We start from the raw sequence: 16,880 nt of genomic DNA, 5'->3' as shown, positions 1-16,880 counted from the left end.
TTTATTATTCCAAATTCGTGTTTCTATTCTCTAAAAAATTACTATCCTACTTTTTCTTCAACGTCTACAGGTATGATCCATCCATGAGTATCATCTCTTTTCTGAGCCTTAATTTCATCCAATGTATTTTTAACATCTTGGCTTACTGGATTACTTCCTGGTAATGTTACTACCTCATCTTTATATCCAATGGCTTCTACCATTGCAATAGCAACCGCCGTTCCCGTTCCAAATGCTTCTTCTAATTTCCCATCTTTAGAAAACTGTATCACCTCGTCTATTGTAATTGGGCGTTCATCTACTTCGAAACCTTTGTCCTTTAAAAGAGTGATTACACTATCTCGTGTTATTCCTTTTAAAATAGAGCCGCCTGTACTGGGGGTTATAAATTTACCTTCAACCTTAAAAAAGATATTCATTGTACCTACTTCTTGTACATATTTATGTTCATTAGCATCTAACCATAATACCTGATCATATCCTTTGGATTTAGCTTTTTCTGTAGGTAATATGGCAGCCGCATAATTCCCGGCTGCTTTTGCCTCGCCAGTACCACCATCTGCCGCTCTTATATATTCGGTTTCTGCATATAACCTTATTTTTTTGGTAAAAAATGGTCCCGCAGGAGAGCATATCACTATAAACTTATAACTTGTCGCTGCACGCATACCTATAAACGGTTCGTCTGCATACATAAATGGTCTTAAGTATAAAGCACTACCCTCTTGTGGTGGAATCCAATTATGTTCTACTCCTACAATTTGTTTTACCGCTTCTACGAAAAGTTCTTCGGGCACAGATGGCATCCCCATTCTCGCTGCACTATGATTAAAACGCTTAGCATTCTCTTCTGGCCTAAATAATAACGGGGTGCTATTCGTGCCAACCGTAGCTTTCATACCTTCAAAAATAGCTTGACCGTAATGTAAAGCCATTGCAGCGGGATGCGTTGGGATAAGTTCTAAAGGTTCAATCCTAGGATTTTGCCATTTCCCATCCTCATATTCACAAATAAACATATGATCAGTAAAAGTTCTCCCTAATGGGATGTTTTCAAAATCTATATGCTGTAAGGCCGAATTTGATGTTCTAGTAATCTTGATCTGTGATTCCATTTTTATATTGTTTAGTGCGCATCCTTTCGGGTCGGGCTATTTGTTATATCTTTTTTATTTGTTTTATACTTCGGCAAGCTCAGTTTGACAAACAAAAAAGGATGTCACTTCTATCCCTTGCGCATGTATTATATTTTTCTATCTATATCAAATGCTTCTAATTCATCTCCTACTTTTCGCAAAAAAGACCCTCCTAAAAATCCATCAACTACTCTGTGGTCAAACGACAGTGATAAATACATCATACTTCTTATCGCTATTTCATCTCCATTATCAGTTGTAATAACTTCTGGTCGTTTCTTTATAATTCCTAACGCCAGGATTGCTACCTCGGGTTGATTAATAATTGGAGTCCCCATCAAACTTCCAAAAGTTCCCACATTAGAAATCGTAAATGTGCTTCCTCCTATTTCATCAGGTTTTAAAGCATTATTTCTTGCACTATTTGCCAAATGATTTACGTTCTCGGCTAATCCCAAAAGGTCTTTTTGATCTGCATTTCGAACCACAGGAACAATAAGGTTTCCGCTTGGTAAAGCAGTCGCCATACCTACATTAATATCATCATGAACCACTATTTTCTTACCATCAACAGATACATTGATCATAGGGTATTCTTTAATTGCTTTCGCAACAGCTTCAACAAAAATGGGAGTGAAGGTTAATTTCTCTCCATACTTATCTTGAAATTTGCTTTTTGCTTCGTTTCTCCAATTCACAATATTGGTTACATCAACTTCAATATAACTGGTGACATGAGGAGAAGTATGCTTAGAATAGACCATATGATCCGCAATCATTTTGCGCATACGATCCATTTCTACAATGCTATCTTTTCCTTCAACATACGATATCGGGGGTGCGTTATACGTAGATTTTGCCACTGGAGTTTGTGGCCTACTAGGTAAAGGATATTGTCTGTTTTTCAAATATCTCATTACATCACTTTTTCGAATTCGTCCTTCTGTTCCTGTTCCAGGAATACTTTGCACTTCTTCGATAGTAAGGTTTTCTTTTTGAGCAATACTTATAACTAATGGAGACAAAAAGGCATCAGGATTAGATACCAATCGTTGCACATCTCTATTAGAATCGAGACTAGACTTATCAACCGATTTTGAAGGAGTCGTAGTTTTTGGTTCATTATCCTGCGCTTTGACATTTTTTACAGCCGAATTTTGATCTACATGGATAACAGCAATTACCTTTCCTACCTCAATAACTTCATTGGGTTGACACAGTATTTTGGCAATTACACCATTACATGGAGAAGGTACTTCAGAATCTACTTTATCTGTAGCAACTTCTAGGATTGTTTCATCTTCTTCTACCGTATCGCCTACATTCTTTAACCAGTTCAAAATGGTAGCTTCCGATATGCTCTCGCCCATTCTAGGCATCTTTAGTTCTATTGTCGTCATTTTGGTTAACTAATGTTCGTTAGTTTCTTATTTTAAAGCTTTTCTTTCAGTTGCACTTCAATAAATTTAATGTGCATCAAGAATTATGGTTTTTATGTATTCTTAAATTCTTCTAGTGTTTTGTAAAACGCATCTTGAGTAGGTCTATCTTTTGGAATTTCTCTTAAAGGCTCTACCTCGTGTAAAGAATCAAAACAATCTGCTGGTAATTGCTGATATAATTTTGTTCCTTTTGTTTTCCAGGATATCATTTCATCGCTAACTTCTTTAACTACTTTGGCAGGGTTACCTACAATTAAACTACGTTTATCAAAAATAGTATTTGCTTTTACAAAAGACATAGCACCAACAATACATTCATCGCCAATCTCTGCATCATCCATAATCACAGTGTTCATCCCTATTAAGCAATTGCGACCTAAATTTGCACCATGGATTATTGCGCCATGCCCAACATGAGCACTTTCTTTAAGGACAATGGATTTACCCGGAAACATATGTATAGTACAATTTTCTTGTACATTTACTCCATCTTCAAGGATAATCTCACCCCAATCTCCACGAATTGCAGCTCCAGGACCGATATAACAATTTTTACCAATAATCACATTACCAGTAACAGCTGCCAAAGGGTGTACAAAACTACTTTCGTGCACTACGGGTATATATCCTTTAAAGCTATAAATCATTTAAATCGTTTCAAGGTTTCTTTTGTAAATTCACTTAATGCTAATCTTCCACTAATTACCGCTCTATCGCCCAGTAATGTATCCCAATGTTCTGTACCTTCCCAAAACACCGTTTTCATTTCTTTCATCGCTTCTGGATTATAAGTACATAGGTGTGCTGCGAACGCATCCACCTCTCTATCCAAAGTTTCAACATCATCAAAAACTTTGGTAAACAACCCTTTATTTCTAGCCCATTCTGCATCATAAAAAGAATTAGCATCGATTGCAATTTGTGTCATTGCAGATAGTCCTATTTTACGTTCTATTGCAGGTCCTACTACAAATGGTCCTATACCCACATTAAGTTCACTTAACTTAATTGAGGCGTACTTTGTAGCCATGCAGTAATCTGTTGCTGCGGCCAATCCTACTCCTCCACCAACAGTCTTTCCTTGTATACGCCCGATCACAAACTTTGGGCATTTGCGCATAGCATTAATCACATTAGCAAATCCAGAAAAGAATATCTTACCTGTATCGGCATCATTGATATTAATTAATTCTTTAAAACTTGCTCCAGCACAAAAAGTCCTATCTTTTCCGCTTTTGAGAACAATAACTTTAACATCTTTATTATTTCCAGCATCAGTAATCGTTTGGGCCAATTTTGTAAGAATATCTCCCGGTAACGAATTATGAGCAGGATGAAAAAATTCTATCGTCCCTATTCCGTTTTCTATATCAATATTTACGTATGGTGCAGTCATTATATTTTGTAATCATGAGCACTTACATAAACTTAGTGCTACATGTTTTCTATTTTTAAATTAATCTAAAAGGTTAAATTGTTCAAAATGATGATTCAGGTGTTTAACATTTAATAAATCCCATTCAAACTTATTCATCTCCCCAAATACCGCATTTTTTGTTATCGCATCTGGGTTTTCTTTATAATATGCTTCAAATTCGTCTAAAGCTTCTATTAATTTAGCTTTTGCAGATGTTAAATCTTCATGAACAAGCTCTTCTAATTGCCCTTCTTTCATTAAAGGATGATACACTCCCCTTGGCATTTGTTTATGATTATAAATCATCTCTTGTACTCGTTCTAAGTACTTTTCGGGAGTAGCAATTTCAAAGTTCTGAATCTGACCCGCTCCTATTCTAATTGTTTTTTCTATATGCTCGACCATATGTTGTGCAGTCATTAATCCCCAATTAGGTTTCGCATCTTCCTTTAATTTTGATAAATATCCTTCAATATTTGATCTATCCACTTGTATAAACGGTGATTTTTTCTGTACCATCGTCAAAATCGTGGCTATAGCTGCAAGCTCATCATCTTGATCAAATACCTCTACAAACCATTTTGCAATTCCGCTAGGTAATTCTTTTCCACGATGATCCCGATCAATTTTTTGCTTACAAGTTAATCTCACATATACAGTATCATTATGGTATATAGGGCGTAAAAATCGACATTCTTCTAGACCATAATTTGCAGCCACTGGTCCTTTATTTGGATAGACGAACAACCCTGCCGCCGCTGCCAAAATAAAATATCCATGAGCTGTACGTTTTTCAAAAATACTTCCGTCTAACGACGTAATATCTGTATGTGCATAAAAATGATCCCAAGTAAGGTTTGCAAAATTGATAATATCAGTATCAGTAACCGTTCGCTTATGTGTTTTAATAGACATACCAGGTTCTATATCTTCCCAATGATAAGAAAAAGGATGATTTTCGGACTCTTTATATGCAGAATTGGCCTGATAAATTCCGGTGATCTCTGTTAGTGTTGTTGGTGTTCCTTGTATGGCACACCTTTGCATATAATGTTTGATACCTCGCATGCCTCCCATTTCTTCTCCGCCTCCAGCACGACCTGGGCCTCCATGGGTTAACATAGGTAATGGAGAACCGTGCCCTGTACTTTGCTTTGCATTTTCTCTATTACCCACTAATATACGACCATGATGCGAAGCCGCCTCTACAACAAACTCTTTTGCAATAGTATCATCATAGGTAAAAATAGAAGATACCAATGATCCTTTACCCATTTGAGATAGGGTAATCGCATCATCCAAGGTATCGTAAGGCATAATAGTAGATACTGGACCAAAAGCCTCAATCTCATGAACGTTAGTATTCTTAAATGGCTCGTCTTCTCTCAATAAAATAGGAGATACGAATGCTCCTTTTTCGGCATCTGCACCAACAGTTTCAATTTTATCCAAATTACCATATACCATTTGAGCCGTCTTGGCTATGGCAGTAATATTATTTTTAAAACTTTCTACTTGTTGTTTGCTTGCCAAAGCTCCCATTCTCACTTCTTTCAACCTTGGATCACCGATAGTAACTCTATCTAACTGCTTACCTAATGCAATCTGTACATCTTCTACCAAATTAGATGGCACAATTATTCTTCTAATAGCCGTACATTTTTGACCTGACTTGACGGTCATTTCTTTACGCACCTCTTTGATAAACAAATCAAACTCTATCGTTCCTGGTACAGCATCCTCACCTAATATCGAGGCATTAAGAGAATCTGCTTCCATCGTAAACGGTACAGATTCTTCTATTAATCTTGGATGCGCTTTAAGGATTCTACCTGTATGTGCAGATCCTGTAAAAGTAACTACATCTTGAGATTCTACAGTATCTAAAATGTTTTTGGTCATCCCACTTAGCAACTGTAATGATCCTTCTGGTAAAATACCTGAATCTATTATCACTCGTACTACAGCTTCTGTTAAATAAGCAGTTTGAGGCGCTGGTAATACTACCGAAGGCACTCCTGCCATCCAGTTTACAGCACATTTTTCTAACATCCCCCAAATAGGAAAGTTAAATGCATTAATATGTACAGCGACTCCTCTTTTAGGTACTAAAATATGGTGTGCCATAAAACGTCCTCCACGAGAAAGATCTATTGGATCTCCTTCTACGTGATAAGGTTGATTTGGAAATAATTTACGTAACGAGGCGTTAGCAAATAAGTTTCCAAAGCCTCCTTCAATATCAATCCAACTATCTACACGAGTGGCACCTGATCGATAACTCAACTCATAAAATTCTTCTTTTCTTTTGGTAAGAAATAATGCCAATTTTTTAAGCATATTACCTCTTTCCTGAAAGGTCATTTTTCGAAGTATTTCTCCCCCCTTGGTTCTACCATACTGCAATACTTCTGGCACATCCAAACCCTCTGTCGATGATACCCCGATAATTTCGCCAGTAACGGCATCATGCATTATAGTTCCATCACCAGAACCCGAAACCCATTTACCGTTTATATAACTTTCTAGTTTTTTCATAATATCAAAGGTTTGTGTTTTCAATTACACATGCATATCCCTGACCTACACCTACACACATAGTGATTAACGCGTATCTTTTCTTTTGTTCTTGTAATTCTAGAGCTGCAGAATATGCTATTCTGGCTCCCGTTACTCCTAATGGATGTCCGATTGCGATCGATCCTCCATTAGGGTTTATTCTTGGATCATTATCTGCTAACCCCCACTCTCTTATGCATGCTAATGCTTGAGAAGCAAAGGCCTCGTTAAGCTCTATTACATCAATATCATCCATAGTGATGCCTGCCTTTTCTAGCGCCTTGTTAGAAGCTTGAACAGGGCCAATACCCATTATTCTAGGCTCTACACCAACTACTGCAGAACTAACCACTCTTGCCAGAGGTTTTAAATTATATTTTTTAACTGCATCTTCGGAAGCTATTATGGTAGCCGCTGCACCATCATTAAGTCCTGATGCGTTTCCTGCGGTTACGCTTCCACCTTTCTTAAAAGCTGGTCTTAGTTTACCAAGTATTTCTTTGGTAGTACCAGGTTTTATAAACTCATCATTCGAAAATTGGATAGGATCTTTTTTTCTTTGAGGAATCTCTACAGTAGTAATCTCTTTTGCTAATCTTCCTGATTCTTGAGCTTTAGTGGCTTTCATTTGACTCCAATATGAAAACGCATCCTGATCTTCTCGAGATATATTATATTTTTCTACCAAGTTCTCGGCGGTTGTACCCATACCATCAGTACCGTATAACTCATGCATTTTATGATTTACAAAACGCCATCCAAAACTAGAATCATACATTTTAGAATCGTTACCATAAGCCGAAGATGGTTTGGCAATCACGTATGGTCCACGCGTCATATTCTCAACTCCACCAGAAATAAATAAATCACCATCACCTGCTTTGATAGCACGATTTGCATGAATAATTGCAGATAATCCCGAACTACATAACCGGTTAACCGTTTCACCAGGAACTGTAAATGGTAAGCCCGCAAGAAGTAAAGACATTCTGGCAACATTGCGATTATCTTCTCCTGCTTGGTTTGCACACCCCATAATCACATCATCGTATGCTTCTTTAGGAATACTTGGATATTTTTCTACTAATTTTCGAATAACGAGCGCTCCTAGATCATCAGTTCTTACTGCTGATAATGTGCCTTTATAATTTCCTATAGGTGTTCGAATTCCATCTATGATATATGCTTCTTTCATTCAGTAGTATGAATTAGATTCTTTTCTTAATAATTTTATTATTCCCAGTCCTTACCGGTTCTATATACCACCCCTTTGAATAGGGCTACTATTTCATTATTTCTTTTTACCTCTACAATATTAAAACCAATCTTAGTCTTGGCAATATCTGTTACAGCTTCTGCTGTTAGGTAATCATTTTCTTCTAAAGCCTCAATATGATTAATCGAGGTCTCAATAGACACTGCATATTTTCCGTGAGTATTTGCCGAAAAACCAAAGGCTGTATCCGCCAAACTATACGAAATTCCTCCGTGTGCTTTACCCATACTATTGAGCATTTCTTTTCGCACAGTCATTCCTACTTTACATCTGCCTTTTTCAACTTCAAGAATTTCTATCCCCAACCATTGACTAAAGGCGTCTTGAGATAACATTTTATGCGGAATATCTTCAGATTTCATAACCATCATTAATTATCTACTATCTCTTTTGTATTAAAAAAAGTCGTATGCTCCCTTCCCATTTTTCGTAATAACGGACTACATCTATAGCGATCTTCTCGATATTCATCATAAAGGGCATCAAGTTTATTTACACACCAATCAATTCCTTTTTCATCTGCCCATGATAATAATCCTTTTGGGTAATTAACCCCTTTGGTCATTGCATTATCAATATCCGAAGCTGAGGCAATGTTCCAAAACAAAGCATCGGCAGCTTCATTAATTAGCATAACCAATACTCTATCAAAAACATATGTCGCCACTTCTTTATCCTCTTTGGGAGAAGGTTTAATTGCTGTATCACTATAATCGTAATATCCTTTTCCTGTTTTTCTTCCTAAATACCCTGCTTCAGATAATCTTTTTTGAGTAAAAGCAGGCTTATACCTTGGATCATAATAAAAAGCTTTAAAAACAGTTTCTGTTACCGTATAGTTAATATCATTACCTATAAAATCCATTAATTCAAAAGGGCCCATTCTAAACCCTCCCAAGGTTTTCAAACTCCAATCAATTGTTGCTTCATCGGCCAAACCTTCTTCTAATATTCTTAAAGATTCTCCATAAAAAGGCCTTGCAACCCTATTCACAATAAAACCTGGAGTATCCTTTGCAAGGGCAACCACTTTTTTCCAATCTTCAATAATCTTAATGACTTTTTGGGTAACCTCTTTAGAAGTTTGAACTGCAGGAATTACCTCTACCAATTTCATTAATGGCGCCGGATTAAAAAAATGAATCCCGATACATCGTTGTGGTTTCTGCAATGCTGAAGCTATCGAAGCAATAGATAATGAAGAAGTATTTGATGCAATTATAGTATCTTCCGAAACATAACTCTCGAGCTCAGAAAACACTTTCTTTTTAATATTTATATCTTCAATGATCGCTTCAATAGTAAGATTTGCATCTTTTAAATCTTTCAAAGAATTAACGTGAGATATATTTCTCTGAATGCGATTTTTCTCTGTTTCATCTATTCTTCCTTTTTCAACCAATCGGGAAAGAATTTTCTCTAATGCCTGTTTACTTCTATTTAATGCTTCTACATTGGTATCATACACTTTCACTAAACAACCAGCAGTAGCCGCTACTTGTGCGATACCACTTCCCATTGTACCAGATCCTATTACTCCTACAACCATTTTTTATTTTCCTTTAAATACAGGTTTTCTTTTTTCTATAAATGCGTTTACTCCCTCGGCATAATCTTCACTCTCTGCAGATTCTATCTGTAAGTCAGATTCTAAATTTAATTGCTCTTGGAGATTATTAACCATAGATTGGTTAAGTAATCTTTTTGTTAACCCTAACGCTTTGGTAGGCATTTGAGCCAATTTTAATGCTAATTTCGATACTTCTTCATTAAAAGTATCTACAGCAAATACCTTGTATAACATTCCTAATTGTTCTGCATCTTTGGCAGATACTTTATCCCCTAGCAGCATTAATGCCGATGCTTTTTGAAAACCAATTAATCTTGGTAAGAAAAAGGTTCCTGCACTATCAGGAATTAAGCCTATTTTACTAAACGCCTGAATAAAGCTTGCAGTTTCTACAGCTACGACCACATCACATGCAAGAGCTATATTTGCTCCAGCTCCAGCAGCCACACCATTAACCGCAGCTATTATTGGTTTTTCTATAGAACGTATTCTCTCTATTATCGGATTGTAATGCTCTTCTAGAATTTTTCTAAAACCTGGGTTTAACTCGGGAGATGTTACTTCTTTAAGATCCTGACCAGCACAAAAGGCTTTTCCTTTACCAGTAATAACAATAGATCTTATTTCGGCATTAGTATTACATTCATCCAGGGTCTTTTGTAACAAAAGGGCCATTTCTCTATTAAAACTATTAAAGGATTCAGGACGATTGAGCGTTATTCTCGCTACTCCATTTTCGACATACAATTCGATTGAAGGCATATTTAATTTTCTATTTAAATTTTGAGTTAAACATTATTTCTTTACTATCATTTAAGACACTTGAAATAATCAAAAGGTTCTAAACAATCTTCACATTTAAACAATGCCTTGCAGGCAGTAGAACCAAATTGACTTACTAATTTTGTATTAACAGAACCGCAATTTGTACATTTTACAATCCTTTTATTATTAAGCAATGCCTCTTTGTCTGCATTTTCTTCTAAAGGCGCCGCTATTCCATACTCCTCTAACGATTCCCTACCTCTTGGAGTAATCCAATCTGTGGTCCAGGCTGGTGACAATACTAAGGAGACCTTGGCTTCTATATTTTCTTTGGCAAAAGCTTCAACAATATCCTCTCCTATAACATCCATGGCTGGACACCCACTATAGGTTGGAGTAATTTTAATTTGAGCTACAGAGTTTATCATTTGCGCAAAACGTACAACTCCCATATCCATAATTGACAAAACCGGAATTTCAGGATCGTGTACCTTTTCCAAAATTGGAAAAAGCATCGGATCAATATGATTTTCTAATTCTATCGTCATCTCCTAACTAAGATTATATTAAAAAAAAGATTTCCTTAAAAAAGGAAATAGCGTTCATACACATAACTTACCACTTCATATTAGGGTACGTACGTTGCATATATTGTAAATCAGAAAGCAAATACCCCATATGTTCACTATGAATCCCTTGTTTACCTCCTTTTTGAAACCACTTAATCTCTGGAATTGTTAAGGTTGCTTCTTCAAGAACTTCTTTTACTCTTTGATTATATAGTTGTTTAAGGGTGGTAACATCAACTCCTATTTCGGCTTCAAAAACTTGTTTATCATCTTCGGTCATATGAAATAACTCATCTGTAAATTTCCATAGATCATTTATTGCTTCCTGAGTTTTTTTACGACTTTCTTCTGTACCATCTCCTAATCTTTTCATCCAATCAGACGAGAATCTTTGATGATAACTTACTTCTTTAATTCCTTTTTTTGCAATTGCCGACAAGGTTTCGTCTTTGCTATTTTGCAACTCTTGTAATAACAATAAATGGAAAACATCATAAAAAAATTGTCTTGTGATCACATACCCAAAATGTTTATTAGGCTGTTCTACTAACAATACATTTTTATATTGTCTTTCTATTCTTAAATAAGCTATATCATCTTCAGTCTTTCCATCACCCAAAAGTTGTGCTGCATACTGATAATAACTTCTGGTTTGCCCTAATAAATCTAAAGCCATATTGGTTAACGCAATATCTGTCTCTAAACTTGGGCCGTGCCCACACAATTCTGATAATCGTTGACCAAGAATCAAAGCATTGTCTGCAATCCCGTAGATATAGTGTACTAAATTTTCGTTTTTCATCATTAAATCTGGCTTTACTTAAGCTTTATATTTCAATACACACGTTACATATGTTTTACCTCATCAGGTAAATCATAAAATGTAGGATGTCTATACACCTTATCTTGAGCAGGTTCAAAAAGCTCTCCTCCATGCTCTGGATTAGAAGCAGTAATATTTTTTGATTCAACTACCCAAATACTAACACCTTCATTTCTTCGTGTATATACATCTCTTGCATTTTCCAAAGCCATTTCTGCATCTGCAGCATGAAGGCTTCCAAAATGACGATGTTCTAAACCGTTTTTACTCCTTACAAACACTTCCCAAAGTGGCCAGTTTTTCATCTGTTCTATTTTTTAAATTGCTTTTTTAAGCTTTTTTTCTTCTTGTTTCTTTGCATATGCCATTGCCGCATCACGAACCCATTCTCCTTCTTCCCAAGCATTAACTCTAGCAGATAATCGCTCTTCGTTACAAGGACCATGACCTTTTACAACCTGCCAAAACTCATCCCAATCAATATCTCCAAAATCATAATGACCTGTTTCTTCATTCCATTTCAAATCTGGATCTGGCATTGTCAGACCGATTAAATCGGCCTGAGGAACAGTTTGATCTATAAACTGCTGGCGTAACTCATCATTCGTCTTGCGTTTCAATTTCCATTTCATTGATTGTTCGGTATGCACAGATTCTGCATCTGTAGGACCTAACATCATTAAAGAAGGCCACCACCATCTATTTAAAGCATCTTGAGCCATTTCTTTTTGCTCTGGAGAACCTTTCGCAAGCTTGATCATAATCTCATAACCTTGACGTTGATGAAAACTTTCTTCTTTACATACACGAATCATTGCTCTAGCATAAGGGCCATATGATGTACTACACAATGGAACTTGATTAATAATTGCCGCTCCATCTACTAACCATCCTATTGCACCTATATCTGCCCATGTTATTGTTGGGTAATTGAAAATACTAGAATACTTGGCTTTACCGGTATGTAATTGCTCATATAATTCATCTCTAGAAATCCCCAAGGTTTCACACGCACTATACAGATATAAACCATGACCTGCCTCATCTTGAACTTTTGCCAACAAAGCAACTTTACGCCTTAATGAAGGCGCTCGAGTAATCCAGTTACCTTCTGGTAACATCCCTACAATTTCGGAATGTGCATGTTGAGAGATTTGACGGATATGCGTTTTTCTATATTTCTCAGGCATCCAGTCCTTTGGCTCAATTTTTTCATCTCTTGCAATTCTTTGCTCAAAGATCTCTTCTAAATTTTTAATTTCCTTTTCACTCATTACGATCGAGTTTTATACATCAAAATCAACAACTACTTTTTCAGTAGTAGGCACCGCTTGACAGGACAAAACAAGTCCTTTAGCTACCTCATCTTCTTCTAATGCATAGTTTATTTTCATTTCAACAGTACCTTCAATTACTTTACATTTACAGGTACTGCACACTCCTCCTTTACATGCAAAAGGCAAATCTGCTCCTGCAGCCAAGGCTCCATCCAAAATATTGTCATAATCATCATCCATAGCGAAATGAAATTCTTTTCCGCCATCAATAATAGTAACTTCGGTTCCTTCAAATTTATGTTCTACCGCTTGTGCTGCTTTCTTTTTATCTTCTTCAGTAACTCCTGAGAAGAAAAGCTCATAATGAACCTTCTCTTTAGAGAGCCCCGCATTAACCAATTCATCTCTAATTATAAAAATCATTTCTTCTGGCCCACAAACAAAACATTCGTCGATTGTAGAAACATTTAAAATTTTAGCTATAAGTTCCTGTATTTTTTCAGATGTAAATCTTCCATTAAGCAGGGGAATATCGCGTTGTTCCTTAGTTAGGAAATAAAAAATTTCTAACCTACCAAAATACATGTTTCTTAATGCTTCAATCTCTTCTTTAAAGATAATTGATTTAACATTCCGATTCAAATAAAATAGTTTGAAAGTGCTATTAGGCTCAGAAGCTAAATGTGTTTTTATGATAGAAAGTATAGGCGTAATCCCGCTACCTGCAGCAAAAACAACGTAATTTTTAGTGACAGAAGGGTTCGTTTCAACAAAAAAGCTACCCAGAGGTGGCATTAATTCTAAAACATCTCCTGCCTTTAATACATTGTTTGCATAATTTGAAAACACTCCTCCATTTATTCGTTTTACTGCTACTTGCCATTTGTTTTCTAAAGGGCTTGAACATAACGAATAAGAACGCCTAATATCCTCACCATTTATAGATGCTTTAATAGTAAGATGCTGTCCTTGCTTATAAAGAAATGTCTCTTGTAATTCTTTGGGAATATCAAAAGTGATGGACGTGCAATCCTTAGTTTCCTTATGCACCTCAGAAACCCGTATTGGATAAAAATCTGTCATATACTCTATTTAACTATAACGTTATAGCTAAACAAAACTAACAATTGTTAGTTTCTTACACAAATAATTATTTGTTAATTTTAAAACTCAGCAAACATCTATTTTAGACTATACCTTTAAGTAATACTGATACCATATCATGCTTCAACATCTCTGCCTCTATATTTCTTTGCTTTGGATACCACAGATAAAGTGTTCTTAAGGTAGAAAGCGTTGAAAACACTATAATTTCTATATTGAATGATTTTATTTCATTTCTCGCTACCCCTTTCTTTACTATATCTCTGAAGTTTTCTTCATATTCCTGACGCATTTTTTCAAAATATTGAAGATTCTCTTCTTCAAGGTGCATCCAATCATTATTTAGAGATGCCAAACCATCTGCATTTCTCAAAGTAACATCAATATGTAAGTCTATGATTTTTTCTAGCTTTTGTATCGTATTTTCATCAGAATTTACGATTTGATTCATACCATTAGTAAACATTTCGGCTAGATCAATGATAATTGTGGCCAAAATCTCTTGCTTAGATTGAATATGATTATAGAGGCTGGCAGCCTTAATGCCCATTGCTTTAGCCAAATCTCTCATCGTAACTGCACTGTATCCTTTTTCTTTAAAAAGAATAGAAGCTGCATTGATAATTTCTTCCTTTCTACTTTCTGCTCTCATTGATGGTTTACTTAGTTTTCCCTACCAAAAATAAATTTTAATCTCTTATAATGAGCCTTTTTGCAATTAAAAACATAGATTACGATAAATTTGTACCACTATAACACTCTCTTTTATAAATAAAAAGAATTTTATACCATGAAATATTTAACTCTAATTCTGTTTTCGTTTATCCTCTCTAACACTAATACTTGTAATACCAAAAACAAAACTACAGCTAGCACGACAGCAGAGATTCAAACAAATAAAAAAGACAAGTTTGAAATACACCAATTAAACGGAAAAAATGTTCAAGCAGAAAAACTTTTTATCGTCTTTGACAAAGAAAACAGTAGAATTTCGGGATATTCTGGGTGTAACACCTTTTCTTGCAAATACACACAAGATAAAGATGTAATTTCTTTTGGGATACCTATGGCTTCAAAAATGTATTGCCAAGCAAAAACAGATTTAGAGCAAGAATTTTTTAAAACTTTATCCTTGGTTAGTATAAAAATCATCGAAAACGACTTGTTAGTACTAAAAAATACCAACGGAAAAGAATTATTTTCCGGAAAGCGACTAGAGAATTAGCTCTCTAAAATCTTCGATTTATAACTACTTTTTTAGTAAATGCACGACCATTTGATGTATCCTTGATATAAACAAAATACATCCCCGAAGATTTATCTGCCATATCAATTTCTCCTTCTTGAGTTAGTAATCTACCTGTATCTACTAAGGCTCCAGAAATATCGTAAATCATATATTCTATAACATTTTCGGTAGTTTTGAAAATATTAACTTTTGCTATTGAGGGATTAAATGACACTAAGATTTCATCTGTAGCAGGAGGTGTTACCTCGCCATTGGTCATTTCTACCGATAACATATCCAAAGTGGTTTTACCCGTATTTGTTGGATCTAACCAATTTGATAGCCTTGTAGCATCTGTTGTTCCAAAATCCCAGGAAACATCAAAACGTCCATAAAAATCTAAGGCACCATTATCATTTACACCATCACACGCAGCGGCACCACCAGAAAGTTTACCTATAATCCTACCATTTGGGTCAAAAAGAGCAGATCCCGATGACCCTTTTTCGGTAACCCCAAGATCCCAGTCTGCAATATTCCAAACCTCAGTACTAGGATTTCCATTAAAATCAACCACTCTTTTTGTAGGTGATTGATCATACCGGCAAATTTTCATAATATCTCCTGCTGGATGATGAATACCTACAACAAAACCTGGAGCTTCGCCACTTCTATCCCAACCTGCCCATTCTAAATCCCATGAGGGATCCAAACCTCCATCAAGGTTTAATAATTTCATATCAGATTCACTATTAGCTGCAAGTAATGTAGCACCACTAGTAGTTTGATTAACCGCAGCATCAGGACTACTTGCTGTTGTAGCACAGGAAGGATTTGGACTTATCCAATTAAAGCGAAATGCCCAAGTAGATGTAGATCCTGATTCGCAATGATTAGCCGTTAAAAAATACGGTGCTTTATCATTATTAGTATTATTAATTAGGGTACCCGTACAAACAAAACCATTAAGAATAATAAACCCAACAGCACGCTTTAGTTTATCTTTTGTAGCTTCAAAATCATCTCCTATCGGGCAGTTAACATCTTGATTACAATCACCAGAACTACCCAACGCTTTTTGCTCAATTTCAGCATCAGTTACAGAACGGTACCCATGTACTATCTTACCTAAATTTAATTTACCCTGCCCTTTTACGGCTAAAGGCTCATAGTATTCGATCCATACATTTTCTCCCTGCACCAACCATGTTCCTAACATCTCATCGGGTCTATTACAAATATTCGTATACGCTCCTAATAGGTCCGTTTTATCATTATTGTACAAATATATTGTTGCTCCTCTAGGAATTTGAAATAAATCAAAAACAAAATTCATTGTTCTTGCTCCTTTAGACAAAAGATTAATCCTCCAGATTCTATCTCCGTTAGGAAGTTTATCCCAGGCCCCAGAATTTCCTAACCCAAGATCTACATCAAACTCATAACCAAATCTATAAGGCACATCTCCTTTCAAATCATTTACCGCATCTTCAGCTTTTATTTTGTTCAAATCAAAACTTTTCATCACTACCGGAGTGATCTTATTTTTATTTACCTCATTCATTTCCCAACTCCATGGTGTTCCCTCATTAGTAATTTGGCTTTTTACCAAATTAACACTGCATATTAATACGACGTAAAAAATTAGTTTTTTCATTGTTAAATAATTTGATTGTTTCAAGTTAACGTAACTTATCAAAGTATAGTTTATTAT

At 35.7% G+C, this 16,880-nt stretch carries 17 protein-coding genes; 1 reads left to right on the top strand and 16 read right to left on the bottom strand.

Translation table 11 applies throughout. The annotated features are described in order from the left end of the window. Nucleotides 1–41 precede the first annotated feature (41 nt). The 15 genes from DK508_RS20600 to DK508_RS20530 all read right to left on the bottom strand — a co-directional run bounded on the left by DK508_RS20600 (nucleotide 42) and on the right by DK508_RS20530 (nucleotide 14,590). Nucleotides 42–1,115 (bottom strand): branched-chain amino acid aminotransferase, encoded by a 1,074-nt coding sequence (locus DK508_RS20600; RefSeq protein ID WP_109302658.1) that lies wholly within the window; start codon nucleotides 1,113–1,115, stop codon nucleotides 42–44. A gap of 128 nt (nucleotides 1,116–1,243) precedes the next feature. After that, on the bottom strand, nucleotides 1,244–2,506 hold the full coding sequence (locus DK508_RS20595) for a dihydrolipoamide acetyltransferase family protein (protein ID WP_235016450.1): 1,263 nt from the start codon (nucleotides 2,504–2,506) through the stop codon (nucleotides 1,244–1,246). A gap of 122 nt (nucleotides 2,507–2,628) precedes the next feature. After that, entirely contained in the window at nucleotides 2,629–3,225 is a 597-nt protein-coding gene (locus tag DK508_RS20590; RefSeq protein WP_109302656.1) for a transferase hexapeptide repeat family protein, read from the bottom strand. Next, complete coding sequence (locus DK508_RS20585) at nucleotides 3,222–3,974, bottom strand: enoyl-CoA hydratase/isomerase family protein (RefSeq protein ID WP_109302655.1); 753 nt, start codon at nucleotides 3,972–3,974, stop codon at nucleotides 3,222–3,224. The genes DK508_RS20590 and DK508_RS20585 overlap by 4 nt, the downstream gene beginning before the upstream one ends. Before the next feature lie 60 nt (nucleotides 3,975–4,034). Beyond that, the gene (gene paaZ / locus DK508_RS20580) at nucleotides 4,035–6,533 is read right to left on the bottom strand and encodes a phenylacetic acid degradation bifunctional protein PaaZ (RefSeq protein ID WP_109302654.1); all 2,499 of its coding nucleotides are present in this window, start codon (nucleotides 6,531–6,533) and stop codon (nucleotides 4,035–4,037) included. 4 nt (nucleotides 6,534–6,537) lie between these two features. Continuing rightward, nucleotides 6,538–7,749, bottom strand: a complete 1,212-nt coding sequence (locus DK508_RS20575; protein ID WP_109302653.1) for a 3-oxoadipyl-CoA thiolase — start codon at nucleotides 7,747–7,749, stop codon at nucleotides 6,538–6,540. Between the two features lie 38 nt (nucleotides 7,750–7,787). Continuing rightward, complete coding sequence (locus tag DK508_RS20570) at nucleotides 7,788–8,192, bottom strand: PaaI family thioesterase (protein WP_109302776.1); 405 nt, start codon at nucleotides 8,190–8,192, stop codon at nucleotides 7,788–7,790. Between the two features lie 8 nt (nucleotides 8,193–8,200). Continuing rightward, on the bottom strand, nucleotides 8,201–9,379 hold the full coding sequence (locus DK508_RS20565) for a 3-hydroxyacyl-CoA dehydrogenase NAD-binding domain-containing protein (protein ID WP_109302652.1): 1,179 nt from the start codon (nucleotides 9,377–9,379) through the stop codon (nucleotides 8,201–8,203). A 3-nt stretch (nucleotides 9,380–9,382) separates the two neighbouring features. After that, a complete protein-coding gene (locus tag DK508_RS20560; protein WP_109302651.1) occupies nucleotides 9,383–10,162 on the bottom strand; it encodes an enoyl-CoA hydratase-related protein in 780 nt (259 codons plus the stop codon). 47 nt (nucleotides 10,163–10,209) lie between these two features. Further along, the gene (paaD, locus tag DK508_RS20555; protein WP_109302650.1) at nucleotides 10,210–10,713 is read right to left on the bottom strand and encodes a 1,2-phenylacetyl-CoA epoxidase subunit PaaD; all 504 of its coding nucleotides are present in this window, start codon (nucleotides 10,711–10,713) and stop codon (nucleotides 10,210–10,212) included. Between the two features lie 67 nt (nucleotides 10,714–10,780). Beyond that, nucleotides 10,781–11,536 (bottom strand): 1,2-phenylacetyl-CoA epoxidase subunit PaaC, encoded by a 756-nt coding sequence (gene paaC / locus DK508_RS20550; RefSeq protein WP_109302649.1) that lies wholly within the window; start codon nucleotides 11,534–11,536, stop codon nucleotides 10,781–10,783. Nucleotides 11,537–11,580: 44 nt separating this feature from the next. After that, nucleotides 11,581–11,862 (bottom strand): 1,2-phenylacetyl-CoA epoxidase subunit PaaB, encoded by a 282-nt coding sequence (gene paaB / locus DK508_RS20545; RefSeq protein ID WP_109302648.1) that lies wholly within the window; start codon nucleotides 11,860–11,862, stop codon nucleotides 11,581–11,583. A gap of 12 nt (nucleotides 11,863–11,874) precedes the next feature. Continuing rightward, nucleotides 11,875–12,831 carry a 1,2-phenylacetyl-CoA epoxidase subunit PaaA gene (gene paaA, locus DK508_RS20540; RefSeq protein WP_109302647.1) on the bottom strand — a complete coding sequence of 319 codons (957 nt, stop codon included), beginning with the start codon at nucleotides 12,829–12,831 and terminating at the stop codon, nucleotides 11,875–11,877. 12 nt (nucleotides 12,832–12,843) lie between these two features. Further along, nucleotides 12,844–13,917, bottom strand: a complete 1,074-nt coding sequence (gene paaE, locus DK508_RS20535) for a 1,2-phenylacetyl-CoA epoxidase subunit PaaE (RefSeq protein WP_109302646.1) — start codon at nucleotides 13,915–13,917, stop codon at nucleotides 12,844–12,846. A 103-nt stretch (nucleotides 13,918–14,020) separates the two neighbouring features. Then, complete coding sequence (locus DK508_RS20530) at nucleotides 14,021–14,590, bottom strand: TetR/AcrR family transcriptional regulator (RefSeq protein ID WP_109302645.1); 570 nt, start codon at nucleotides 14,588–14,590, stop codon at nucleotides 14,021–14,023. 138 nt (nucleotides 14,591–14,728) lie between these two features. Between DK508_RS20530 and DK508_RS20525 the strand changes: the two genes are divergently transcribed. Further along, a complete protein-coding gene (locus tag DK508_RS20525) occupies nucleotides 14,729–15,163 on the top strand; it encodes an META domain-containing protein (RefSeq protein WP_109302644.1) in 435 nt (144 codons plus the stop codon). A 4-nt stretch (nucleotides 15,164–15,167) separates the two neighbouring features. Here the strand turns inward: DK508_RS20525 and DK508_RS20520 are convergent, their stop codons facing one another. Continuing rightward, nucleotides 15,168–16,823: a T9SS type A sorting domain-containing protein gene (locus tag DK508_RS20520; RefSeq protein ID WP_109302643.1), complete on the bottom strand. Its 1,656-nt coding sequence runs from the start codon at nucleotides 16,821–16,823 to the stop codon at nucleotides 15,168–15,170. Between the last annotated feature and the right edge of the window lie 57 nt (nucleotides 16,824–16,880).

Origin of the sequence: Aquimarina sp. AU474 (assembly GCF_900312815.1) — a bacterium.
In the GTDB taxonomy this organism is placed as follows: Bacteria; Bacteroidota; Bacteroidia; order Flavobacteriales; family Flavobacteriaceae; genus Aquimarina.
This window is presented reverse-complemented; position numbering and strand designations above follow the sequence as displayed.

Excerpts from the sequence above, each read along its gene's own strand:
- DK508_RS20570 (WP_109302776.1), bottom strand. The coding sequence starts at position 8,192 with ATGAAATCTGAAGATATTCCGCATAAAATGTTATCTCAAGACGCCTTT.
- paaD (WP_109302650.1), bottom strand. The coding sequence starts at position 10,713 with ATGACGATAGAATTAGAAAATCATATTGATCCGATGCTTTTTCCAATT.
- DK508_RS20565 (WP_109302652.1), bottom strand. The coding sequence starts at position 9,379 with ATGGTTGTAGGAGTAATAGGATCTGGTACAATGGGAAGTGGTATCGCA.
- paaE (WP_109302646.1), bottom strand. The coding sequence starts at position 13,917 with ATGACAGATTTTTATCCAATACGGGTTTCTGAGGTGCATAAGGAAACT.
- DK508_RS20575 (WP_109302653.1), bottom strand. The coding sequence starts at position 7,749 with ATGAAAGAAGCATATATCATAGATGGAATTCGAACACCTATAGGAAAT.
- paaC (WP_109302649.1), bottom strand. The coding sequence starts at position 11,536 with ATGAAAAACGAAAATTTAGTACACTATATCTACGGGATTGCAGACAAT.
- DK508_RS20585 (WP_109302655.1), bottom strand. The coding sequence starts at position 3,974 with ATGACTGCACCATACGTAAATATTGATATAGAAAACGGAATAGGGACG.
- DK508_RS20560 (WP_109302651.1), bottom strand. The coding sequence starts at position 10,162 with ATGCCTTCAATCGAATTGTATGTCGAAAATGGAGTAGCGAGAATAACG.
- DK508_RS20530 (WP_109302645.1), bottom strand. The coding sequence starts at position 14,590 with ATGAGAGCAGAAAGTAGAAAGGAAGAAATTATCAATGCAGCTTCTATT.
- DK508_RS20525 (WP_109302644.1), top strand. The coding sequence starts at position 14,729 with ATGAAATATTTAACTCTAATTCTGTTTTCGTTTATCCTCTCTAACACT.
- DK508_RS20595 (WP_235016450.1), bottom strand. The coding sequence starts at position 2,506 with ATGGGCGAGAGCATATCGGAAGCTACCATTTTGAACTGGTTAAAGAAT.
- DK508_RS20520 (WP_109302643.1), bottom strand. The coding sequence starts at position 16,823 with ATGAAAAAACTAATTTTTTACGTCGTATTAATATGCAGTGTTAATTTG.
- paaA (WP_109302647.1), bottom strand. The coding sequence starts at position 12,831 with ATGAGTGAAAAGGAAATTAAAAATTTAGAAGAGATCTTTGAGCAAAGA.
- paaB (WP_109302648.1), bottom strand. The coding sequence starts at position 11,862 with ATGAAAAACTGGCCACTTTGGGAAGTGTTTGTAAGGAGTAAAAACGGT.
- DK508_RS20600 (WP_109302658.1), bottom strand. The coding sequence starts at position 1,115 with ATGGAATCACAGATCAAGATTACTAGAACATCAAATTCGGCCTTACAG.
- paaZ (WP_109302654.1), bottom strand. The coding sequence starts at position 6,533 with ATGAAAAAACTAGAAAGTTATATAAACGGTAAATGGGTTTCGGGTTCT.
- DK508_RS20590 (WP_109302656.1), bottom strand. The coding sequence starts at position 3,225 with ATGATTTATAGCTTTAAAGGATATATACCCGTAGTGCACGAAAGTAGT.